Origin of the sequence: Clostridium phoceensis (assembly GCF_001244495.1) — a bacterium.
Taxonomy (GTDB): domain Bacteria; phylum Bacillota; class Clostridia; order Oscillospirales; family Oscillospiraceae; genus Lawsonibacter; species Lawsonibacter asaccharolyticus.
The window spans coordinates 2,734,711-2,757,193 of sequence record NZ_LN866274.1; the positions used below are offsets into that span (position 1 = coordinate 2,734,711).

Sequence of the window (22,483 nt, forward strand, 5' to 3'; positions counted from 1 at the left end):
ATATTGTAATGATATCCACTGAATACCATGCTTTACGTTCAGGCCGCTTTATGGTTGTAGCTCCGTACAAATGCTCTGCCTGAAATAACGTACGCATCAGCATATTGCCGTTTGAGTGATTATTTTTCAACTCAAACGGCAATATGCTAGTTTACTTATAGGTTCTTCGCCTCGGTTTTCGCTTGTTCCTTGTCGCCTTTTTTCATATACCGCAGTTGAATAAAAACAATGAAACCACCTATGATGATACCGATCAAGTCGGTCAAGCCACCGCCTTCAACCAAAAGCAAGGCCGCCACGATGAGAATAATACGCTCAATAACATTCAAATTCCGATACATAAAGCCTTCCAGGCCGCCAGACAGGAAGTAAATTCCGATTACAGAGGTCACGCAGACACGAATAATTTCAAAGGGACTTCCCTGCATAAGCATGGCCGGAGTAAAGCAGAAGAAATACGGAATCAAAAATCCGGCCAAACCAAGCCGCGTTGCACAGAATCCGGTTTCCATTGGCTTAGCACCAGAAAGTCCGGCCGCAGCGAAAGCGGCCAGCGCCACAGGAGGTGTGATAGCAGACAGGCAGGCAAAGTAGAAGGCAAACATATATGCACCCATTGGAGTAATACCAAGCTGGATCAGTGCAGGTGCACACAGAGTCGAGGTGATGATGAACGCCGCAGTCGTGGGCAAGCCCATGCCGAGAATAATGCAGCATACCATCGTCAGAACCATGGTAGGCAGCTTAGCCCCGCCGGAAACGCTCAGCAAGATGGAGGTGAACTTCAAGCCCAGGCCAGTCTTGGTCAGTACGCCAATCATAAGTCCGGCCACAGAACAAGCCATAGCAACAGGCAGCATGTCCTTGGCACTTCCTTCCAGCGCCTCAAATACCTTTTGAACATTTAATTTTTTTCCTTTGGGAAGAAAGAGGAATCCAATCAGTAAGATAACTGCAATGGCATATAAAGAGGAATAGTTGGCCGAATAGCCCATGATACACAAAGCCCAAATCAGAACTGCGATTGGGATCAGGAAGAGCCATCCCTCTTTCAAGGTTTTCATCCTGGGCAAAAGCTTGTCTTCAGGCAGGCCTTTCATGCCCAATTTGCCCGCTTCAAAATCTACCTGGAACGCAACGGCCAAAAAGTAAATCAGCGCCGGCATAATAGCTGCCACAGAAACTTCAGCATAGGAAATGCCAATCATTTCCGCGAGGATAAATGCACCGGCTCCCATAACAGGCGGCATGATCTGTCCGCCGGTTGAGGCCGTAGCCTCCACCGCACCAGCCAGCTTGGATGAGTAGCCACAGGACTTCATCAGGGGAATTGTAAAGGCGCCTGTCGTTACTACATTCGCCACGCCCGTACCGGAAATGGTTCCCATAGCCGCAGAGGATACCACAGCTGTCATTGCTGGTCCGCTTCTAAATTTCCCCGTCAGGGAATATGCCATATCGATAAACCACTGCCCGGCACCCGTTGCAGACAGAAAAGCGCCAAAAATCACAAAGGAAGCCACATAAGAAGACGACGTGCTGAGCGGCTGTCCAAACAAGCCTTCGCTTGTAAAAATCACAACGTCAACGATACTGCGCCAGGTGTACTCCTTGTGCGTAAGCAATCCAGGAAGATGATGGCCAAAAATTGCATAGAGTATAAAAATGGCACATATAATCGGAAGCGCATTGCCCGTTGTCCGTCTCGCGCACAGCAGAATCATAACAATAAGAATGGTACCGACAATCACATCCATTTGGCTCGGACCATTTAGCGTATAGGTCAAAGCATAATCAGCTCTCGTCTCATAGGTTAGGAAAATGCCGCATACGATTGATAATAAAGTAAATGCAATATTATATGTATCCGTTAGAATATTACTTTTAAAGCGAACAGGCTTATACATTCCTACCAGTGTAATGGCAAAGGTAAGATGGATCGCGCACCTCATATTGGTCACGATAAAACCATACCCAGCCACAATGATTTGGAATACAGCCATTATGATTGCTATAATCGTAGCAATACGTTTATATGCAGCAGAGTCAATGATACATCCCGACGGCATGCAAAATCTCCTTTCTTTGTGATAGATACAGAAGGAGCTTACATAAGCTCCCTCTGTATCATAATCAAGAATCACTAATTGCTCTGAGGCACCGCTTACTGTGCCTCAGCAGGAATCAGTTCTTCTGGAATTTCCACGCCTCGCTCGGTATAAAACTTCACTGCACCCACATGCAGAGGAACAATCAGACTGCCGATGTTGGTCTCGGTAATCTCGGCACAAGTGTTGTGAGACACCACCCACTCCTCACGGTTGTCAAAAATGTCACACATCAGGGCATACATTTCGTCTTCAGTAAAGTTGTCCCGATCCGTGGCAATGAACTGGCCAGTCGCCAAAGTGGAAATATCCGCATCCTGGCCATTATAAGTACCGGCAGGAATTGTATACTCAATATAGCCTACATACTCGCTCATAAACTTATCAATAAACTCTTCGCTTAAGTTCATCAGCTCAATATCTGTGCTCAGAGCCAACTCAGTAATGGCGCTGCCAGGTGCCTGAACCGGATAGAAGAAGGCATCAATCTGGCCGTTCTGCATGGCTTCAGGCATCTGGGATGGATTGATCATCTGCACCTTCATATCATCATAAGACATGCCGGCACAGGCAATCACTTTGCTGGCAAACGATTCATAGCCGCTACCCGCAGTACCGACGGCAATGCTCTTGCCCTTCAGATCATCCAGGCTGTCAATGCCGGAACCGGCTTTCACTACAATGTGCATGGGAGAAGAAGGCATGGCAATCATGCTGCGCAGAGTATCACTGCCAGCCCCCTCATAGGAGTCAGTCGAGGTATAGTAGAAGTAACCCATATCGCAATTGAGCATTACGATATCCACGTTACCCTCCTGGAGGTTACGCAGGTTCTCACCACCACCGGAAGAAGCTTCATTTGTAATCGTAAACTGGCTGGAATTCAGGTTCACTGCGTTGGAAATGCCGCCGCCAATAATGTACCAGGCACCGCTGGAGGACCCTGTCCCCATACAAAGCGCACGTTTTTCTCCAGAAGAGGGTGTGCTGCCAGCTGTGCTACCACCGGATTCGGTCCCGCTGCCGGAACCGCAGGCTACTAAACTAGCGGCCAGAGCCATACTTACGGCCAATGCTAAAAATCTGCGTAGCATTTTCATAAAACTACCCCCTCATTTGTTGAATCATTGACAATCCATCAAAAATTCATCGATTAATTTGCAAATCACTTCAGGCGCTTCCACCGCGATAAAGTGGCCATGCCCGGGAACCGGTACAAACTGAACTTTTTTCGCGTTTACCAATCCCTCCATAGCGGTATGGTAATAATGCTCAGGTACATTCCAGTCCTCTTCGCCGCGAATGAGGAGACAAGGACATGTGATCTTATTCAGATCGTCCGTGACGTCATAATTATTGTAGATGGACAAGTCAGCCTTCTTGGTGCGCCCACACTCCTGGCACACCCCCCACATAATAAATTCGTGGGCTTCGGGCGGACACTTACTGCCAATCAAACTCTCGGAGAAATCCCAGTGTGAATGCTGGCAACTCACATAAGGATTATCCAGCAGATCCACCGTTGCGCCGTAGGAGCTGCCCATAGCCTTGATATAGGTAGAGCCCTGCATGGATACCATTGCCTTCACCGGGTAGTGCTCGGCAATATAGTAGACCATGTTGCCGGCCACAGAACAGCCAATCACAATGGGATCGGTAATGTTCATCGTCTGAATAAAGTCCCAGACAAACTTTCCATATTCCTTATAGTCTGTGATGCCTACATTGCCAGGCAGGGGCCAAGACTTACCATGGGCAGGCATATCAAATGCAACTACATTGTATTGGTCCTCCCACAGGTCCATCATGCCATGGTACTGCCGGCAATCTCTGCCCGCTGTGTGCAGTGCCACAATGGTCCCCTTTGGGTTATGTGGACCATTATTGGTCTCGTAATATGTCTTGATCCCATTTACGGTAATATATCCACCAGTAATTGCCATATTATATCACTCCTTTCTCAGTCGCAGATTGCCTTGGCGGTCAGACGCATGACCTGTGCAACAATGGTGTTGTTCTGTCTGTTCGCCAGTGCACTGCCCAGCTGTTCAAAGGGATGCTCACAATGCTTTACGGATATGGACAACTGGAAATTGCGGTGGTCAAAGAACTCATCCCACTGGGCCTGTGTTCCCTTGATTCCTACATAGTATCCGTTTGCAGGCTGTCCAATCTGAACGTCAATCATGGTCCCCTTGTAGAAATACATATTGTATGGAGTTTTATCGAAGATAAAGGTCATATCTCCGGTAAAAAAGCGTCCGTCCCAATAATTTTTAAATTTCTCTGCTTCGGGGCCATTAATCATTTCCTTAAGATGTTTAAACTTCTCAAGGCGTTCCAAATCTGTCATATTCGATTCCTCCGCTTTATTCTACTAATAACAATAACGCAATCCGCGCCATACAATCTGCAAGCGCTGATGTAGTGATTCTGCCCGTATGAAAATACCTTCAATAGGCAGGGGAACAGATCTGTTCCCCTGCCTGTTTGTGATTTATGCCATGGGGTAGGCATCCTCGGGAATTTCCTCGTCTTCCTTGTACTTTGTCATGGAGAACCCAGTCAAGCTGTAGATCAGCGAAATAACGGGAACCAGGATATTCAGGAAGCAGAAAGGAATAAAGACCATAGGAGCCACACCATACATACCTGCCACATAAAGCGCATTGACGCCCCAGGGAATCAGAATGGCGCCCTGTGTACCAAAGTCTTCCATTGCACGAGACATATTCTCGGGCTTCAGGCGCAGGTGCTTGTAAATGGGGGAAACCAGTGTACCAGTCATAACATTGGCAAAGCTCTGGGTAGATCCGGTTGCCAGTGCACATGCCTCAACAACCAAGCATGCCACTGTCGCGCCAAAGGTAGTCTTCACTTTCGCACAAATGGGCTGAATAACCGCATCAAGAATGCCAGCACCCTTCAAAATCCCAGCAAATCCGAACGAACCCAGCATAACATTTGTAAAGTCACGCATGCTGGTAAAGCCGCCGCGGCTCAGGATTGTATCCACAAAGTCATTGCCGCTCTCGCTGACATAGCCGCTATACATAATGTTCAGCGCTTCGCCTGCACCGGCACCCTGGTAGAAGATTGCCACGAGCACACCAAACAGGCCAGCCGTCAGAATGGAAGGAATGGAGGGCTTTCCGGTCGCCAGCAGATAGAACAGGAGCAGCATGGGCAGGATGGGAACAATCCCAAGCTTGAAGCTTCCCTCCATCGTCGCCATAGTCTCATTGATGGTTGTATAGTCAATGGTCGCATTGGCATTCTGGATTCCAAGAATCAAAAACAGAACAAATGTTAAAGCATAGCCAGGGACAACCGTCCAAAGCATGTGTCGAATATGCTTCATCACAGGGATACCAGCCAGAGCAGAGGTCATAACTGTGGTATCAGAAATGGGAGACATCTTATCACCGAAATAGGCACCACTGACCACTGCACCAATGACCAATCCGATATTCATGTCCATACCCATACCAATGCCAACCATGGCCAGACCGACTGTACCAATAGTGCCCCAGGAGGTTCCGGTAAACAGAGATGTAACAGAGCTGATCACCAGAACAATGGGAAGAAACGCATGGGGATTTACGATTTTCAGACCGTAGTAAATCAGAGTGGGGACAGTGCCCGAGACAATCCAGGCAGAAGTCATACCACCGACTACCAGCAGGATTACAGCAGGTTGAATTCCCGCACGGATGGTATCAACGATCGATTTCTCAATATCCTTGTAGCTGTGTCCCAGATACCAACTTACGCCAATTGCAGGAAGCCATGCAATAAAGAACATCAGCCGCAGGTCAACGTTTAATCCGTGCAGTCCAATTACTTCGATACCCTTGGTACCCATAATGATCAGAAATACCAGAAGCAGAACTGTAATTAAGGCAAAGCCAAAGCTCGGTTTTTTAATCTCTCTTGTTGTATTCCCCTTCTCTGACATGTTTCTTTCTCCCTTCTTACTTGCTATCTCTTAAATAATTCTCAATCTGTTCGCCGAGTAGTTTAAGACCCTTTTCCATATCCTCTTCTGTCGCAGTTGAGAAATTCAGACGCATTGTGTTGATGCCGGATTCATCCGCAAAGAAGCTATCACCCGGCACATACGCCACCTTGGCAGGCAGTGCATAATCCAGCAGCTTCATGGCCGAATATCCCTCGGGTAGCTTGGACCAGAGGAACAGTCCACCATCAGGCTTAATCCAGTGCATCTCTTTTGGGAAATATTTATCCAGCATATTCAGCATGGTATCGCGTTTTTGGGTGTAAAGCTTACAGCACTCCTGAATATGGGGTTCCAGATAGCCGCGTTTGCAGTACTCATACACAATCAACTGGGTCAGGCTAGGCGTGTGCATATCGTTGTTCTGCTTGCCCAACACCAACTTCTGCGCGATTTTCTCGTCACACACCGCATAAGCCACGCGCAGACCAGGCGCAATGATTTTGGAAAAAGACCCCATATAAACAACTTGACCCTGAGGATCCATAGTCTTCAAATGGGGAACCGCTTCTCCACTGTAACGCAACTTTCCATAGGGATCGTCCTCAATTACGATGACATTATAATGTTGCACAATGTCCATAATTTCCTTGCGGCGTTCAAGGGATAGCGTGATACCTGTAGGATTCTGGAAGTTTGGGATCAGGTAAATAAGCTTGACAGGCCCTTTTTCCAGCTCTTCCTTTAGTGCCTGGGGAATAATGCCTTCGTCATCGGACTCAACCGCAACTACCTCAGCCCCGTAAATACTGAAAATTTTCAGTGCTGCCACATAGGTAGGGCTCTCTACCAGAATCCGGTCTCCCGGATTAATCACTGCCTTTGCCAGCAAATCCAATGTCTGCTGAGAACCGCTGGTGATGACAACATTTTCAACTGCAGTAGGAACCTGCTCTGCTGTCATAGTCTCAGCCACATACTGACGCAACGGCATCTGACCATTGCTCACGCCATACTGAAGACAAGATACCCCGTTATTACGCAGCACTTCCGCAGAAAGGTCAGCCAAAATCTCATTGGGAAATGTCTGTGGAGAGGGATTGCCTCCTGCAAAGGAGATAAAACCCGGCTGAGTCGTATACTTATACAATTCCCGAATGATGTTCCCTTTCAGATTTTTAAACGCACCGGAAAACAGCAATTCACTATCAAACATATTGAGCTCCTTTTAACGTTTGTTATTCTGATAACCCGGGTTTGCCAAATAGCACAGCTCATCACCGTTGACAAAACGATCAAAATCCATTGCCAGTGACATGATGGTACGATCCATGCTTTCATACGTCGACGCACCAATGTGCGGCGTTGCAATCAAGTTGGGAGCTTTCAGCAGAGGATAATCAGGCGGTGTGGGCTCGGTTCCAAAAACATCCAGCGCGGCACCGGCAATCACTCCCTCTTCCAGTGCACGGTATAGGTCAGCCTCGTTCACCAGTGCGCCTCTCATTTCATTAATCAAATAAGCCGTCGGCTTCATACATTTCAGACGCTCATAGTTGACAAATCCGACCATTTCAGGCGTCATCTGGGTATGGAAGGAGACAAAGTCCGCCTGACTCATCAGCTTTTCCACACTTTCCATTTTTTTCACGCCGTTGCCCACCTGACCCATGACCTCGGCCGAAACATAGGGATCGTAAGCGATCACCTGCATATCAAATCCGCAGGACGCCATTTTCGCTAACTGACGTCCAATGCGTCCCAAACCAACAATACCCAGTACCTTACCGTTGACGTCATGGCCAACGAAGCGGTCACGATCCTGAAACCGATTATCAATGCGCAAAGCATGATCTGCCTGCATACTTTTTTTAGAAAGATTTAGAATCATGGACATCGCATGCTCCGCCACAGATACCCCATTGGCTCCCGGAGCATAGGTCACTGCAATTCCCTTTTGGGTTGCCAGTTCTACATCAATCCCATCCAAACCGACACCATGCATGCCAATAATCTTAAGATTTGGAGCCGCCTCAATCAGTTCTTTTTTGACTGGGGTCATGCGTGCGATGATACCATCGCAACTTCCAATCAGTTCTTTGACATCCTGCACCAAATTGGACCTGGACCACACAAGTTCAAATCCGTGCTCCTGCATATAATCAATGCCGCACTGACTGATCTTGTTGGTTACCAAGACTCTGAACTTTACTGTTCCAGACATATGGATCAACGCACCTCTTTCTCACGATTTAAATAATGCCCTCTGCCTTCATCTGAGCAATTTTCTCCTGAGAATACCCCAGAATCTTTTCATAAACCTCCTCGTTGTGCTGTCCCAGAGTGGGAGCCGGGCAGCGGATCTCAGGTCCTCCCTCCTGCATCTTAATGGCTGAGTTTACAAAGCGGGTAGGTCCAACCTCAGGGTCGTCAACTTCGGGGAACATATTCCGCGCGCCGCCGATCTGCTCGTTGGCCACCACCTGGTCCAGCTTCAAAATCGGTGCACAGGCAAATCCCTTGGGAAGAAGAATGTCAATAACCTCCTGCGTGGTGTGCTCCAAAGTCCATGCCTCCACAATGGGATCCAGCTCCTCACGATTTTTGACGCGAAGTGCGTTTGTCTCAAAGCGGGGATCATGGAGCAGCTCAGGATGGCCAATAATCTCTACCAGCATTCCCCAGAACTTAGGGGCACTGCCGTTGATTACACAGTAACCATCTTTGGTGTGGTAACCTCCGCCAGGAGCGGAAGAAGTGTAACGGTTGCCGTTTTTGGTAGGCACCTTACCGGTGGCCAGATAAACCTCGAACATACTGGCAGCCGCAACGACACAACCATCCGTCAGAGATACATCAATCATCTGGCCATGTCCGGTGCGCTCCCGGTGCCGAAGAGCCGCCAGGATACCGATTACCAGGTGCAGACCGCCTATCACATCGCCAAAGGAGGCACCGCACCGCACAGGATCGTCTTCGGGCCAGCCAGTGATACTCATAACGCCGCTCCACGCCTGAGACATAGTATCATATCCCGCACGGTTCTTATACGGGCCGGTGGAACCAAAGCCGGAGATACAGCCATAGATCAGGCCAGGATTTACCTTCTTCAGTTCTTCATAACCAAGTCCCAGCTTTTCCATCGTACCAGGGCGGAAATTTTCAATGAGAACATCCACCTGTTTCACAAGTTCCAAAAATGTTTCTTTACCCTTTTTCAGATCCAAAGTGATTCCTTTTTTGCTGCGGTTAAAATTTTTATAGTAGCAGCTGACGCCATTTTTCATGGGGGCAAAGCCACGGCTGTCGTCGCCGCGCCCAGGCTGCTCCAGCTTGATCACCTCTGCCCCCATATCACCAAACAGCGCAGCGGCAGAGGGCCCAGCCAACACGCGGCCCATGTCTAATACGCGGATACCTTCCAGTACTCCTGCCATTATCGATACTTCTCCTTTCCTGCGGTCAATTTTTATCCTTTTTCATTGCCCAGAATCATACAGGCCGCAATCTGAGGCGGGCCACCGAAGGTCTGGGACAAGCCACGATGTACATCCTTGAGCTGACGGGCGGGATTATCGACTTTGTACTGCAGCTGCTTATAAATCTCATAAGTCATGCGGATGCCGCTGGCACCTACCGGGTGCCCAAAGCACTTCAAGCCGCCGTCCACATTGACAGGCAGGCCGCCATCCCGCTCAAAGAAGCCGTCCATAACATTCTGGTAAGCGGTACCCCGCTCGCAGAAACCAAAATCTTCATAGATACACATTTCTGTGATAGAGAAGCAGTCATGGACCTCTGCTAGGTCCAGTTCCTGACGGGGATTCTTAATTCCGGCCATATCGTAGGCCATCTTGGCACAATTTCGCAGTGCCTCAAAGCTTGTCCAGTCAAAATCACGGCAACGGTAGTGAGGCGTGATCATATCCGTGGAGCAGCCAAAGCCCTTTACATAGATGGGATCATCCCGGAACTTTTTGGCCAGATCGGCTCGAGTCACAATAGCACATGCAGCACCATCGCTGGTGCCGCAGCAGTCGTACAGGCCCAGCGGGGAAGCAATCAGAGGCGCATTCATCACCTGTTCCATGGTGATCACATTGTGGAAGTGAGCCTTGGGACTGAGCGAACCATTAAAGTGGTTCTTCACGTCAATCTTGGCCAACATAGTCTTGCCCTGCTCATAAGTCAGACCGTATTTCTTAAAGTAGGCCTCAGCAATCAGTGCGAAGGAGCCGGGAGCATCGCGGCGAGTCTCACGCACGGGATTCAATCCACGGCCAACACCCAGGCCGCCTGCGCCCTTATCTTTCAGCTTTTCCGCGCCAATGGCCATGGCGATGTCGCACATGCCGCTCTTAACAGCCAGGACTGCATTGATCAGGGCGATATGGCCAGCGGTACACCAGTTTTCATTTCGGGTAATGGGAATACCGTGCATCTTCAAAGCGTCGGCTACCGGGGTACCGGAGCAGTTATTGGGTGCGGCAGTATTGGCAAAATAGGCCACCTGCACATCCTTAGGGCCGATACCAGCATCGGCAAAAGCCTCAAAGGCTGCCTCAATGATCAGGTCCTCCAGACCGGTGTCCCAACGTTCGCCGAACTTGGAACATCCCATGCCAATAATGGCTACCTCATCACGAAATCCATCTTTAAAATACATATTATAGACTCTCCCTTCTCAGCGGGCGCAGCTTCCAGAAGTAGTTGGGGAAGTTGCCCAGTTCGTGCATCTTTCGAAATGTATATTCCAGATCCATTCCAACCTGTACGTCCCCTGGCTTCACATTGGTCATGATGGTATAGACGTGGCAGCCGTTGGGGTCTTCTGCCACAGCCTGGACAATCAGTGGAGCGTCGCTGCGGCCGGCGTACTTGTCAATGGAATAGGTATATAGCTTGCTGATGTGATCGGAGAGGCGAACCTCCTCATACTCATCCAGACTTCCGCAGGCATCACACACCCGAGCAATGGGATAGAGAGTCGCACCGCACTTCTTACACTTGCTGCCATGCAGCCGCAGATTGATATTCTGCTCACGCCAGGTCTGAGAGGTAGAAGCGGGCAGCTTAAAGGCGCCGCCGGGCTCAGCACCGGCAATCTCCCTCCAGGACAAGAATCTAGCATAGGAATCCAGCTCCGCTCTGGTCTCCAGATAGCGCTGAATCTGTGCTTTGCCGGCCAGCTTGGAAATATTCTCTGTTACCGTCAGAGAAAATGCGCTGGCTCCATTGCCATAGTCCACTACCAGGATTTTCTCACCCGCACTGGCATACTCCAGAGCATGGACCAGACCCAGCAGAGCTTGTGCAACACCAGTATCTCCCGCATTCAGCAGCAGCGTGTCCACCATCTTCTCAGGCTCAATTCCGAACTTGGAAGCAATCTTGTTTTGCAGCTTAGCATTCTGGGCTACCAGGACAACCTTGTCATACTCCGAGGCTTTGGTCCCAGTCTCCTGCTGGAACTTCCGGAGTACAAGGTTCATTTCCTGCAGGTAGCCAGCAGTATCACAGAAACGGCCTTCTGCGTGACGGGTATATTTCTCGCCTTCATTACGCCAGTAATCGTTAATCTCCTCACTGACACTGGTGAAATGATTGACTTCTGCAATCAAATCATCTCCGGTACCTACTACCACAGCTGCAGCGCCGTCTCCAAAGCCACTCTCCTGAGCGGACTTGGGATAGCCGTTTCTCGTATCGGCCGCTGTCACCAGGTAGTTCTGCCCCTCGTTGGCTACCGCACCATCCAGAGCACTCTTTAGAGCGTTGGTACCAGCACGGGTGGTAGCGGTAAAGTCAGAGGTAAAGGTATCGTCAGATAAATCACAGGCTACACTTACCAATGTGCTTTGAGCCTTTTCCGCATAAGGACCGGTCGTAGTTGCAAAATAAAGTGCATGAATATCCTCACGGCTGATAAACCGGAAGCAGCCCATAGCCGCCTCTACTGCCATGGTGATGCTATCTTCATCCACATCGGCAATACTCTTTTCGCCCTTGCCTCCTTTTCCTCCCCAGGCCTTTCCAAGCGCCATTCTGGTAAGATAGTTGTAGGGAAGATACGCTCCCACAGACTTAATACCCTTTTTCACCTTCGGTTCTCCTTTCTATGTTCCATGACATTTTTGTCAATTCATACAAATCAGTCACTTGTATTATCGCTTTACAATACTAAAATAGCTCATTTTCTCTTATCCGTCATCCTACACTCTTTTGAAATTTCTCTTGCACTTTCCTATTTTTCTACAACTGAATAATTTCTCCTCCTCCCCAAGGCCTCTAAGCCCCTTCTGCTTTCTGAATTTATATTGTATCTTAACAGAAATATATGTTATAATGATAAAAACTTTGTCATATAATGTCATCTTGTGATTGAAGTCATCTTTAAGACTTCTATCGCATTCGTTCAGAAAGGAGAAGTACCTCATGAGTATCACAATGGATATGCTTTTACAGTTGCCAATTATGAAAGAATATTCAACTGTTATTTGTGGCAGTGGATATACAAACGAAGTTCAATATGTGACGGTCGCAGAGGCCTCCTCCATTAACTTTTCCAATTTAGGTGATAAAATTTTTGTTCTGACAACGCTTTCCAATTACCACAACTCTTTGGAAGAAACAAACTGTTTTATCCGCGGACTATGTCAGGCTGGTATTTCTGCCATCGGCATCAAGCTGGGCAGATTTGTAAACGAAATCGATCCTTCTACCATTGCTATCGCAGAGCAATACCACGTTGTTTTATTGTCTATTTCTCCCCATGCCTACTTCCGTGAAATTTTAAGTGAAACGCTTTCTCTGATTACCGGAAATCAGCGCCACACTCTGCGTCAGATCAATACGGTAAATCAGTCTCTGATTCGCGCCATTATGCATAATCGTTCCATCCAAGATTTACTTGATATACTGTGTCAGCATCTGGACTGCTATTGCTGCTGCTTTGACCCCACCGGGAAGAAATTCGCCGAGACCTCCTCTCTCTCTACAGATTTTGATACCGACTCCGTTTATCGCGCCATTAAAGCATTTTTTGTTCAGCCCGATAAGCAGCGGGATTCTTATTTTCAGGAAAACAACATTTTCATTTTCCCGTGCATGGTCAACAACGAAATGTCTGCCGCACTGTGCATTGTTGTCTTTGAGCAATCTCTGGACGTCGTGATCCCGTTGGCTCAAGCTATTGTCAGCGGAATCAGTATCAAGTTTTTGGAGCAGAATCTCGAGCGTCAGGCCCGACGGGGACTTGTCTCAGCTACACTGGACGATATCCTGTTCTCCGATAAAGCAGATCACAGAATTGCGGCAGAGCGGCTTGAGCTTCTCAATTTTCTCCCCCGTAAATTCTTTCTTCTGCTCCTCTTATCCAGACCTGTGGAAGCACAAATAAGAAGCTGGTTTTATACCGTAGACAGTATTCAGCGTGTTTTTGCCAATCATTTCCCCTCCGTGATTTCTTTTAAGCGCGGAAGTGAATATATCGTGCTCATCTCGTATGATTGTGAAATGAATGATGAACGTATTCTTTCTGCCTTGACGGAATGTCAATCCTCTTTGGCTAATGCAGAGCATGAACATTTCGATCTTGGGTGCAGCGCTCCCGTTTGCAATCTGTCCAAAATGTCAGACTGCTACGCACAGGCGAAAAAGGCCGTGCAATTCGGGCGCAATCTTGATATAAATGGGCACGTTTATCTTTATAGCAATTACTATGATTTAGGATTGATTTCCTATGGCCGGGACAGCGTGGAATCCAACATTTTCTATACCCGGATCATCAATCCGATTTTGGATCATGATAAATACAGCGGTACGGACTTGATGCGAACCCTGGAATCCAGTTTTGCCAACGAAAAAATGGAGCAAATTGCCAATCAGCTCCACCTCCACATCAGTACACTTCGCTATCGCCTTCAGAAGATCGAGCAGCTGACGGGTTACAGCTATTTCAATACGCGGGACCGTCTCACACTATATATTGCCTATCTTTTATATAAGGTGAACAGTAGTTCTACTTCTTAAAATATGATTTTTACGGCACTTTCCTATAAAAGCAGGAAAAGTGCCGTTTTTTTTAATGTGCACATTGGATGAAAAATTACGCAAGTTATGATAATGTTATAAACAACAAACCTGATTTCAAAATGGTCTGAGGTGCTATGAATTTACTTTTAACGATTCTTGTGGCCGCCGCAGGGTCTTATCTCTTTTATAAATTGCGGATTCCCGCAGGCGCACTGATCGGCGCTATTATCTTCAGTGCCGCGTTAAATATCATTACCGGCGTCGGAACCTTCCCAGGCTTTATGAAAACCGTGCTTCAAGCCGTTGCCGGTGCATTTATTGGCCAGCGTGTCACCCGGAATGACCTGGCTGAATTGCGGCGGACATTGGCCGCGGGTATTCTGATGTTTTTCACCATGGTGCTTTATTCCATCCTGGTGGGACTCATGCTTTTCAAAGTGACACAGCTGGACCTGGCTACTGCTTTGGTCTCCGCTATGCCTGCCGGTCTCAGTGATATTGCTGTCGTCAGCTCTGACTTAGGTGCCAACTCCACTCAGACGACGGTCGTTCACACCATCCGAACGCTCTTTGCTATCATCATTCTTCCCCAAGCCGCTTTTCGTCTGTGTGAATACTTTAGCCACGACAAAGAAGAACTGGAGCGTCAACGTGCAATGGCGCGAAAGCTGGAAACCAAGCCCCCGGAACTTCGCACCACGAAGAACATGTTGATCACCCTGTGTCTGGCTGAAGTGTTTGGCATTGTCGGAAAGTTCAGCGGCATTCCCAGCGGCGCTCTTACCTTCGCCGTATTCGCCGTAGCCGGACAGAATATCACCCGCGGCACTGCCTATCTGCCTAGGTATCTGAAATTGGGCGCCCAGTGCCTGACTGGTATCTTGGTGGGCATCAATGTTACCATTGAAGATGTACTGAATATGGGAACACTGATCAAACCTGTTATCCTCGTTTTAATTTGTACAACCATCTGTAATTATTTCTGTGCTTTCCTCCTGCACAAAGTTTGCCGGCTGGATCTTTCTACCAGCTTGTTTGGTTCCATTCCCGCCGGCGTATCGGATATGGCGCTCATCGCTACAGATTTGGGCGGCGACGCTCCAAGAGTGGGAGTCCTACAGCTTGTACGCTATATTGGATTGTTCAGTGTTATGCCGTTTGTAATTAAATTTTTGGTAAGTCTATCTTAGCTTTAAGGTGAAAATTTACATTTTGGAGGTTATCGCAAACATGGAGTCCATCCAGCCGGAAGTTTTGCGCTCTGCAATCAAAGAAGTTTGGATCAGAGCACTGACCGAAGTGCAGCCTGATGTTTTGAATGCGCTGGTCAAAGCACGAGCAGAAGAAACCAATCCCCGTGGACAGCAGTATCTCGACATCCTGATTGAGAACGCAAAGAAGGCCAAGGAAAATCGCATCGTCATTTGTCAGGATACGGGGGTTCCAACCTTCTTTGTTAAAACCTCCCTCAGCTTTCCCTTTACTGGAGATATCCGCGCTGAGTTTGACGGTGCCTTGAGGGACCTGACCAAAAAGGAATTCCCTATGCGGCCCATGGTCGTACATCCTCTGACTCGGAAAGATCGCGGCGATAATACTGCCGCTAATGTTCCTCTGATCCATGTGGAGCTGGACAACAGCATTGATTATATGGAAATCAAAGCCATGCCCAAGGGTGCAGGCTGTGGCACCTGGTCCACACTGCAGATCTTTCCGCCCCATGTAGGAATTGAAGGCGTGAAAAAATTTGTGGTGGATTCTGTCCTACGGGCTGGTTCCAATCCCTGTCCTCCTTTAATTGTAGGCGTGGGAATCGGTGGTCCTCTGGAAGAAGTTGCCCGTTTGGCTACAGAAGCCACTGCACGTCCCATCGATCAGCGCCATCCTGAGGCAGATATTGCACAATTAGAGGAAGAGCTGCGTGCCGCACTGAATATGAGCCAGATTGGCCCCATGGGAATGGGCGGCGATACTACCGCGTTGGCTGTCAACATAGAGTATTCCGGCACTCACCGCCCGTGGATGCCGGTGGCAGTCAACATCAACTGCTGGCCTGGACGCAAAGCGGTCTGCCGTATCTACAAAGACGGCACGGTGAAGCAAATGCGAAAGGAGGATTCCCATGTCTAAGACGGTCCACATGCATACCCCCCTCTCGGAAGAGGAGATTCGCAGTCTGGAATTAGACGATGTGGTCTACCTCTCCGGCGAGGCCTATTCCATGCTCTACGCCGATCACTACACGCTGATCCTTGATTGGATGGAGCAAGGCCAGGAAATTCCTATGAATTTAAATGGCGGTGTGATTTATAACACCGGTACAATTTGGCGCCGAACTGAGGACGGCAGATATGATATGCGCGCTCTGGGTGCTACGACCAGTTCAAAATTCAACCAGCAGACGCCTCCCTTTATCGCTGCCACCGGCATTCGCGCCGTGATTGGAAAAGGCGGTATGGACCAGGCCACTCTGGATGCCATGAAGCAATATGGCTGTGTATACCTGGCCATTGTGGGAGGATGCTCTGCTGTTTATACCCCCGCGGCCAAGTTGGTCGATGACTATTGGCCAGAACTTATGCCCGTGGATAACCAGCGCCTCAAGTTTGAACTGAACGAATTTGGTCCGTTGTTCGTTGCAATGGATGCCAATGGGAACAGTGTTTATGCGCAATGTATCGATAATGCCCAAAAAAATCGCCCCGCTATTTACCAAACGCTTGGCATCAAGGAGTAACATCTTCATGTTTTAGGGGAACAGTACCTTGTACATCTCCCCCGCTTTCATCTAGCGAAAGGAGATATTCCCATGAATCAGATCATCGATGCTATTTTGAGCCGCCGCAGTATTCGGAAATACACTGACGAGCCGGTATCGCCCGACGATTTAAATCAAATCATTCAATGCGGACTTTATGCAGCCAATGGAGGAAATCATCAGGTGGTCCATCTGACCGCACTTGCTCGACGCGACCTTTTAGATCAGCTCACCGCTCTGGTTCGAGGCGAATTTCTGAAGATGACCCCTCAGGAGGGGCTATATCAGAATATCGCGATCCGCAATGCACATAATCGTCCGGATAGCTACGATTTTTCCTTCCATGCGCCTGTGGTGATCATTGCAGGTGCTCCTTTGGGCTGGCCTAACGGTATGGCAGACAGTGCCAGTGCACTGCAAAACATGCAGGTTGCCGCTTCCGCGCTTGGTTTGGGCGCCTGTTGGGTCAACCAGTTACATTGGCTGAGTGAAAATCCTGTCCTCCGCAATTTCCTGCAGCCGTACGGAATCGGACAAGACGAGGAAATCTGCGGCAGCATCGTACTTGGACACCCTGCCGGCCCAAAGCCCGCAACGGCGCCTCGTAAGGATGGACGGGTGACCATTATTTCTGAGTAAATGTGATACGGGGGGTATCAGTTTGAAACGTGCATACACGGATATTCCTGAAGGCCAGATGCATTATCGCTTTTCCGGGACCGGCTCCAATGTGATCATTTTTCTGCATATGTCCGGAAGTTCCAGTGATGAATTTGAGCTTGTGGGTGAGAAGCTGGCCCAATCTGGATTTTATGTCTATGCGCCGGATCTGCTTGGATTTGGAAGCTCAGATGCGCCTCCACGGTACTATACCTTATCCGATCACGCAAATACCGTTCTCTCTTTTATGGAGCAGCTGGGGATTCAAAAAGCTATCCTCTATGGAAATCTAGCCACTGCCAATATGATCGTTCACCTGGGTGTTAATCACCCTGAACATATTGCCGGTTTGATTCTAGCCCACCCTCTTTACGCCCCCGATCCCGTTCAATATGCTCAGAAACGAAATCTACCGGAATACTCTGTAGTTACGCCCAAAGAAGATGGAAGCCATCTTTTAGAGCTCTGGTCACGGTGCTTTAAATATGGGGAGAATGCAGATATCTGTGATGCCAGGTGCCGCTGTTTACACTCATCTGGAATTCTGGGTGAGACATTGCATTGGGCTTTGTTTGAAGATACCCCTCTCATAGAAATGCTTCCCCGGCTGTCCGTCCCCACACTTACCCTCTCTTATGGTTGCTTTCGCAATCCTGAGGCTCTGGTGGAAACGGCCAAAGCGTATATTGCCAACGGCGTGGTAGAGGCCATTCCAGCCCCGGTGGGCACCCCCTACATTGCACGCTCTCACCCAGAACTTCTCTCTGAAATCATCTTGCGACACTGGTCTTCCGGCGTGCTTCTATAATTCAACCATTTCTTCTTTTCTCCAATATGCAAGAATGCGGTGAGGTTTCATTCTCACCGCATTCTTGCATATTTTTGTATTTAAGTCAGTGTCGCCTTATTCCCGCCAAGGAATTCTCTTTTCAGATAAGCTGTGGTGGGCGGCGCTACCATAGCAATTACCTCATCGCATACGCCCTTCTCCTTGAGCAGCTTCCGCACTCGCGAGGCACTGATCACTGTGCCGTCTTGCTCCACCCTCGGGATTTCACAAAACTCTATCCCATGCGTGGGAAGAAGCTCCCTCATGGCGCGGTTATAACGTGCAGTGGTTGCATCCAGTGGTTCCGCTCCTGCAAAACGGCGCTTGATGTTTAATTCCGGCGCAATACGCTGGGTAAAAAGGGCAATATCTAATTCTGTTTGCAGCGCGGCGGCATCTTCCCCCTTCTTTAAAAAGTAAGTAGGAAACGTAGCGGCTGAAATCATATATGGCCCGCTGAGATGAACCCTGACATTATCCAGGTGTTTGGTTCCCTCCTGTACCAGCTTCAACCGGACCCGGGTGGGAAACTCCGAGCGGTCCTCTTCCACAACAAACAGGTGCAGCACATCACAATGCTGGACCGCATACTCTACCAGCGCAAGATGCCCCATCGTAAAGGGATTGCAGTTCATAACGATCGCGCCAACCTGTTTTTCCTCATCTCCGTCTTTCCAAAACTCAGAGGCAAATCTCTCTGGCCCATCCTTTCGGTTTTCCAGCAGAACCAATTCACCGGTACGAACCACTGGAAATAAGGAACACTGGGAAAACAGTTCTTCGTTATGTGCACGGGTAATGACGAACAGATCATAATATCCTGCAGAAAAGCGCTCCTGCATCAAATAGGAAACCAGAAGTCCAAGCGCATTCTGCCCCCGCAAATCGGGCTCCACAGCAAAGCATTTCATCAAATATCCGGCTGCACACCCGCACCCTACCAACACATCCTCTTCATTATAAATGCCAAACGCGCTTTGAATGTCAGATTCATAACGCAGCTGGTGGCGCGCAAGAAATGCCCTCAACTGCTCTCGTTCCTCGGGAAAGTGCAGCGGTATCGGTGCAATTCGATATCCCTCTATCATTATAAGCGCCTCCTTGCCGCAAATAGAATTTTTTAAAAACCATACAGCTTCTGGGGATTTTCACTCATGACCAGCTTTCTGGCCTGCTCTGTTGGTAGCCAAAGTGGAATCATCTCCACAAGCGTAAGCTCCTCAGGCTTTTTCTTCTCCGTCACATGGGGAAAATCACTGCCCCACACCACACGCTGGGGGGCAAACTGCACAATGACCTGGGCAGTTCTGGTGGCATCGTCCCAGGGTTCCCCCTGACAGGTATTCAAATAAGGACCGGATAATTTGATCCATGTATTGCCGCGGTCAATCATCCGGCAAATCACCTGGTAAGCGGGATCAGACGTCCCCAGCCTGGGATCCAGCCGCCCCATATGATCAATCACTACCTTACACTCCAGACTTGAAATTAAATCTGCGTAAGACGCAATCTGAGCGGCGCTCATATGCAGCTGGATATTCCAGCCGAACTCTTTGATACGCTGGCTCAAAGGCAGGCAGTCCTCCATTGTGATAACCGCATTGTTTGGGTTCCACACACTGAACCGAAGGCCTCTTACTCCCCCTTCATGGAGAATCTCCAGTTCCCGATTGGTCACCGTATGATCCACAACCGCAATACCGCGGGCATTTTCCTTGCCGAAACGAGCAATCGCATCCAATAGGCAGGTATTATCCAATGCAAAGGGCTTAGCCTGTACAAACACAGCGCGGGGCAGGTTCAGATCCCGAGCCAACTGGCGATAGGCGTCAACTGTCCCTATCTGGGCCGCTGCATGTCCATCATTGGGAAAAGCAGGGTCAATAATGTGTAGATGCGCGTTACAGGCATTTGGGGGCATGGTAAAGGACAGCTGATTCGTCGGGGTGCTCATTGCATATCTCCTCCTTGGTTTTTATAAAGATTTTTTCACCGCATTTTGCAAGCACAGCTGTAGCACAACTACAAAATTCCATATTTACGGTACCACAAAGAAACATCCTTGCAAATCCAATTAAATAGGAAATTATCCAACCAATATTTGAAGAAAAACGCAAAGGACATATGCAACTTAAATATGCAGCGCAACAAAAAAAATGTGCTTTTCTGTGGCACAAGTGCCGTGTAACATTAAGATGAAGAAAGCGGGACAGTGCGACGGTCTCTACCCAATGGGCACCTCATTCTTGCAGTATATCATAGTCCTTGTGAGTAGAAGCTATCGACCTCTCTCCATTTGAAAGGAGTGTATCTCGTTGGGTAAAACTTGTATTATGAAAATCATGGAACGGGCCGCCGGGCGGAGTGTTCAGGTGGGTGACCGGGTCTGGTGCAAGGTAGATCTGGCCTCAGCCCGTGATTTCGGCGGAGCAAATTGTGTGCTGCAATTTGAACAGGAAATGGGCCGGGATGCCAAGGTATGGGACCCGGATAAGGTCGCCTTTACGTTTGACCTTCAGGCCCCCTCTCACTCTGAAAAAGTATCGAACAACCAAAAGATCATCCGGGAGTTTGCAAAGCGTCAGGGCATTTCTTACCTGTTTGATATCAATCACGGCATCGGCCAGCATGTCATGCTGGAGGCCGGTCTGGTCAAGCCCGGCAATGTGATCTTAGGCACCGACAGCCACATGAATCTACTGGGGGCAGTGGGTGCGTTTGCCACCGGTGTCGGTAACTCTGATGTGGCAGCGGCATACATCAAGGGTATTAGCTGGTTCCGGGTACCCGAAACCATGAAAATCATTGTAAAAGGCTCCTTCCCCAAGGGGGTGTGTATGCGGGACCTGCTCACAAAAATCGTAGGCGACTTGGGGGCCGGCGGCATGGATTACCTGGCCGTGGAATTTGTCGGCGAAACAATTGAAAAGGCCTCGCTGGCCGAACGTATCACCCTTTGCTCCATGATTACAGAAATGAGCGGCAAAGTCCCCCTGATTATGCCAAATGGTGCCGTGCTGGATTGGCTGGTGGAGCGCGCAGGCGAAGAAGTCCTGGAGCGAGTAAAGATGCTCTCCGCTGACAAAAATGCGGAATATTGCAAGGTGTTGGAATACGATGTCAGCACGCTGGAGCCTATGGCCTCCTGCCCTGATGCCCCTGACAATGTAAAGCCGGTACGGGAAGTTGCCGGTGTCCATGTAGATCAGGTGCATATTGGTTCCTGTTCCAACGGCCGCTATGAAGATATCAAGGCCGCCCATGATGTGCTGATGGCCATGGGTGGGAAAGTAAATCTCGATACCCGCGTTATCATCACCCCCAGCACCACCGAAGTACAAATGCAGTGTATTCATGAGGGGCTGGTATTTGACTTCTTAAAAGCCGGCATCGTCTTCACGAACCCAACCTGTGCACTTTGTACCGCAGAGCACTACGGCGCGCTACCTTCCGGAGATGTAGGCGTGGCAACAAACAACCGAAACTTCATCGGCAAAGTGGGAAAAGGCAGCCACACTTATCTGCTCTCCCCCATGTCCGCCATGGCAACCGCAGTCAACGGACAGATCACCGATCCCAGAGACTATTTGAACTAAGGAGGTGCAGCAAATGAGCAAGCAGATTGGACGGGCCTGGGTCTTTGGAAATGATGTAGACACCGACCTTATCTACCACAACAAATACCTTGCAGAGACTGATCCCAAGCAGATGCCGCAGTATGCCTTTGAATATTATCCCGGTATGGAACACTTCGCCAAGGAAGTAAAGCCCGGAGACTTTGTGGTAGCTGGAAAAAACTTTGGGTGCGGCTCCAGCCGTGAGCACGCAGTTTACTGCCTGCAATATGCCGGTGTCCCCTGTGTGCTGGCAGAAACCTGTTCCCGCATCTATTACCGCAATGCAATCAACAACGGTTACCCGGTACTCTTTGTCAAGGGAATTGCCCAGGCCATTGAAGAGGGCAAAATCAAAAACGGTGACACCCTGGAAGTGGATTTATCCACCGGTGAAATCGTAGATACCGCTACCGGGGAGAACTTCCACGGCGATGCGGTCAGCGATCTGGAACATGACATCATGCAGGCCGGAGGCCTTTTCCAATATATGAAGGCCCATACTCAGCCGTAAGGAGGGCA

At 49.0% G+C, this 22,483-nt stretch carries 20 protein-coding genes; 8 read left to right on the plus strand and 12 right to left on the minus strand.

Annotation, left to right across the window (positions count from 1 at the left end; translation table 11 throughout):
• Positions 1–155: 155 nt before the first annotated feature.
• From BN1969_RS14135 to BN1969_RS14180, 10 genes are all read right to left on the minus strand, one after another.
• Entirely contained in the window at positions 156–2,069 is a 1,914-nt protein-coding gene (locus tag BN1969_RS14135; RefSeq protein WP_050624894.1) for a TRAP transporter permease, read from the minus strand.
• Positions 2,070–2,164: 95 nt separating this feature from the next.
• A complete protein-coding gene (locus BN1969_RS14140) occupies positions 2,165–3,208 on the minus strand; it encodes a TAXI family TRAP transporter solute-binding subunit (RefSeq protein WP_077138772.1) in 1,044 nt (347 codons plus the stop codon).
• A gap of 24 nt (positions 3,209–3,232) precedes the next feature.
• On the minus strand, positions 3,233–4,051 hold the full coding sequence (locus BN1969_RS14145) for an alpha/beta fold hydrolase (RefSeq protein ID WP_050624896.1): 819 nt from the start codon (positions 4,049–4,051) through the stop codon (positions 3,233–3,235).
• Positions 4,052–4,068: 17 nt separating this feature from the next.
• Complete coding sequence (locus BN1969_RS14150; RefSeq protein WP_050624897.1) at positions 4,069–4,461, minus strand: hypothetical protein; 393 nt, start codon at positions 4,459–4,461, stop codon at positions 4,069–4,071.
• A gap of 144 nt (positions 4,462–4,605) precedes the next feature.
• The gene (gene nhaC / locus BN1969_RS14155; RefSeq protein WP_050624898.1) at positions 4,606–6,066 is read right to left on the minus strand and encodes a Na+/H+ antiporter NhaC; all 1,461 of its coding nucleotides are present in this window, start codon (positions 6,064–6,066) and stop codon (positions 4,606–4,608) included.
• A gap of 16 nt (positions 6,067–6,082) precedes the next feature.
• Positions 6,083–7,282, minus strand: a complete 1,200-nt coding sequence (locus BN1969_RS14160) for an aminotransferase-like domain-containing protein (RefSeq protein WP_050624899.1) — start codon at positions 7,280–7,282, stop codon at positions 6,083–6,085.
• Between the two features lie 12 nt (positions 7,283–7,294).
• Entirely contained in the window at positions 7,295–8,290 is a 996-nt protein-coding gene (locus tag BN1969_RS14165) for a hydroxyacid dehydrogenase (protein ID WP_050624900.1), read from the minus strand.
• Positions 8,291–8,318: 28 nt separating this feature from the next.
• Entirely contained in the window at positions 8,319–9,503 is a 1,185-nt protein-coding gene (locus BN1969_RS14170; protein ID WP_050624901.1) for a CaiB/BaiF CoA transferase family protein, read from the minus strand.
• Between the two features lie 32 nt (positions 9,504–9,535).
• The gene (locus BN1969_RS14175) at positions 9,536–10,732 is read right to left on the minus strand and encodes an acetyl-CoA acetyltransferase (protein ID WP_050624902.1); all 1,197 of its coding nucleotides are present in this window, start codon (positions 10,730–10,732) and stop codon (positions 9,536–9,538) included.
• 1 nt (position 10,733) lies between these two features.
• Positions 10,734–12,167 carry a 3-oxoacyl-[acyl-carrier-protein] synthase III C-terminal domain-containing protein gene (locus BN1969_RS14180; protein ID WP_050624903.1) on the minus strand — a complete coding sequence of 478 codons (1,434 nt, stop codon included), beginning with the start codon at positions 12,165–12,167 and terminating at the stop codon, positions 10,734–10,736.
• 334 nt (positions 12,168–12,501) lie between these two features.
• Between BN1969_RS14180 and BN1969_RS14185 the strand changes: the two genes are divergently transcribed.
• The 6 genes from BN1969_RS14185 to BN1969_RS14210 all read left to right on the plus strand — a co-directional run bounded on the left by BN1969_RS14185 (position 12,502) and on the right by BN1969_RS14210 (position 18,326).
• The gene (locus BN1969_RS14185) at positions 12,502–14,097 is read left to right on the plus strand and encodes a PucR family transcriptional regulator (RefSeq protein WP_050624904.1); all 1,596 of its coding nucleotides are present in this window, start codon (positions 12,502–12,504) and stop codon (positions 14,095–14,097) included.
• 137 nt (positions 14,098–14,234) lie between these two features.
• Positions 14,235–15,290 carry an AbrB family protein gene (locus tag BN1969_RS14190; RefSeq protein ID WP_050624905.1) on the plus strand — a complete coding sequence of 352 codons (1,056 nt, stop codon included), beginning with the start codon at positions 14,235–14,237 and terminating at the stop codon, positions 15,288–15,290.
• Between the two features lie 40 nt (positions 15,291–15,330).
• Positions 15,331–16,230 carry a fumarate hydratase gene (locus tag BN1969_RS14195; protein ID WP_050624906.1) on the plus strand — a complete coding sequence of 300 codons (900 nt, stop codon included), beginning with the start codon at positions 15,331–15,333 and terminating at the stop codon, positions 16,228–16,230.
• Entirely contained in the window at positions 16,223–16,837 is a 615-nt protein-coding gene (locus BN1969_RS14200) for a fumarate hydratase C-terminal domain-containing protein (RefSeq protein ID WP_050624907.1), read from the plus strand. The genes BN1969_RS14195 and BN1969_RS14200 overlap by 8 nt, the downstream gene beginning before the upstream one ends.
• 72 nt (positions 16,838–16,909) lie before the next feature.
• Positions 16,910–17,497: a nitroreductase family protein gene (locus BN1969_RS14205; RefSeq protein WP_050624908.1), complete on the plus strand. Its 588-nt coding sequence runs from the start codon at positions 16,910–16,912 to the stop codon at positions 17,495–17,497.
• 22 nt (positions 17,498–17,519) lie between these two features.
• On the plus strand, positions 17,520–18,326 hold the full coding sequence (locus tag BN1969_RS14210) for an alpha/beta fold hydrolase (protein WP_050624909.1): 807 nt from the start codon (positions 17,520–17,522) through the stop codon (positions 18,324–18,326).
• Positions 18,327–18,406: 80 nt separating this feature from the next.
• On the opposite strand, the gene citC is transcribed toward BN1969_RS14210, so the two are convergent.
• Positions 18,407–19,435, minus strand: coding sequence for a [citrate (pro-3S)-lyase] ligase (gene citC / locus BN1969_RS14215; RefSeq protein WP_050624910.1), 1,029 nt, complete (start codon positions 19,433–19,435; stop codon positions 18,407–18,409).
• A 32-nt stretch (positions 19,436–19,467) separates the two neighbouring features.
• Positions 19,468–20,301 carry an amidohydrolase family protein gene (locus tag BN1969_RS14220; protein ID WP_050624911.1) on the minus strand — a complete coding sequence of 278 codons (834 nt, stop codon included), beginning with the start codon at positions 20,299–20,301 and terminating at the stop codon, positions 19,468–19,470.
• Between the two features lie 361 nt (positions 20,302–20,662).
• Between BN1969_RS14220 and BN1969_RS14225 the strand changes: the two genes are divergently transcribed.
• Entirely contained in the window at positions 20,663–21,943 is a 1,281-nt protein-coding gene (locus tag BN1969_RS14225) for a 3-isopropylmalate dehydratase large subunit (protein ID WP_050624912.1), read from the plus strand.
• Between the two features lie 13 nt (positions 21,944–21,956).
• Positions 21,957–22,475 (plus strand): LeuD/DmdB family oxidoreductase small subunit, encoded by a 519-nt coding sequence (locus BN1969_RS14230; RefSeq protein ID WP_050624913.1) that lies wholly within the window; start codon positions 21,957–21,959, stop codon positions 22,473–22,475.
• Positions 22,476–22,483 lie beyond the last annotated feature (8 nt).

What these genes read in the sequence shown, in the direction of transcription:
- BN1969_RS14135 (WP_050624894.1), bottom strand. Translation starts at nt 2,069, where the DNA reads ATGCCGTCGGGATGTATCATTGACTCTGCTGCATATAAACGTATTGCT.
- BN1969_RS14140 (WP_077138772.1), bottom strand. Translation starts at nt 3,208, where the DNA reads ATGAAAATGCTACGCAGATTTTTAGCATTGGCCGTAAGTATGGCTCTG.
- BN1969_RS14145 (WP_050624896.1), bottom strand. Translation starts at nt 4,051, where the DNA reads ATGGCAATTACTGGTGGATATATTACCGTAAATGGGATCAAGACATAT.
- BN1969_RS14150 (WP_050624897.1), bottom strand. Translation starts at nt 4,461, where the DNA reads ATGACAGATTTGGAACGCCTTGAGAAGTTTAAACATCTTAAGGAAATG.
- nhaC (WP_050624898.1), bottom strand. Translation starts at nt 6,066, where the DNA reads ATGTCAGAGAAGGGGAATACAACAAGAGAGATTAAAAAACCGAGCTTT.
- BN1969_RS14160 (WP_050624899.1), bottom strand. Translation starts at nt 7,282, where the DNA reads ATGTTTGATAGTGAATTGCTGTTTTCCGGTGCGTTTAAAAATCTGAAA.
- BN1969_RS14165 (WP_050624900.1), bottom strand. Translation starts at nt 8,290, where the DNA reads ATGTCTGGAACAGTAAAGTTCAGAGTCTTGGTAACCAACAAGATCAGT.
- BN1969_RS14170 (WP_050624901.1), bottom strand. Translation starts at nt 9,503, where the DNA reads ATGGCAGGAGTACTGGAAGGTATCCGCGTATTAGACATGGGCCGCGTG.
- BN1969_RS14175 (WP_050624902.1), bottom strand. Translation starts at nt 10,732, where the DNA reads ATGTATTTTAAAGATGGATTTCGTGATGAGGTAGCCATTATTGGCATG.
- BN1969_RS14185 (WP_050624904.1), top strand. Translation starts at nt 12,502, where the DNA reads ATGAGTATCACAATGGATATGCTTTTACAGTTGCCAATTATGAAAGAA.
- BN1969_RS14190 (WP_050624905.1), top strand. Translation starts at nt 14,235, where the DNA reads ATGAATTTACTTTTAACGATTCTTGTGGCCGCCGCAGGGTCTTATCTC.
- BN1969_RS14195 (WP_050624906.1), top strand. Translation starts at nt 15,331, where the DNA reads ATGGAGTCCATCCAGCCGGAAGTTTTGCGCTCTGCAATCAAAGAAGTT.
- BN1969_RS14200 (WP_050624907.1), top strand. Translation starts at nt 16,223, where the DNA reads ATGTCTAAGACGGTCCACATGCATACCCCCCTCTCGGAAGAGGAGATT.
- BN1969_RS14205 (WP_050624908.1), top strand. Translation starts at nt 16,910, where the DNA reads ATGAATCAGATCATCGATGCTATTTTGAGCCGCCGCAGTATTCGGAAA.
- citC (WP_050624910.1), bottom strand. Translation starts at nt 19,435, where the DNA reads ATGATAGAGGGATATCGAATTGCACCGATACCGCTGCACTTTCCCGAG.
- BN1969_RS14220 (WP_050624911.1), bottom strand. Translation starts at nt 20,301, where the DNA reads ATGAGCACCCCGACGAATCAGCTGTCCTTTACCATGCCCCCAAATGCC.
- BN1969_RS14230 (WP_050624913.1), top strand. Translation starts at nt 21,957, where the DNA reads ATGAGCAAGCAGATTGGACGGGCCTGGGTCTTTGGAAATGATGTAGAC.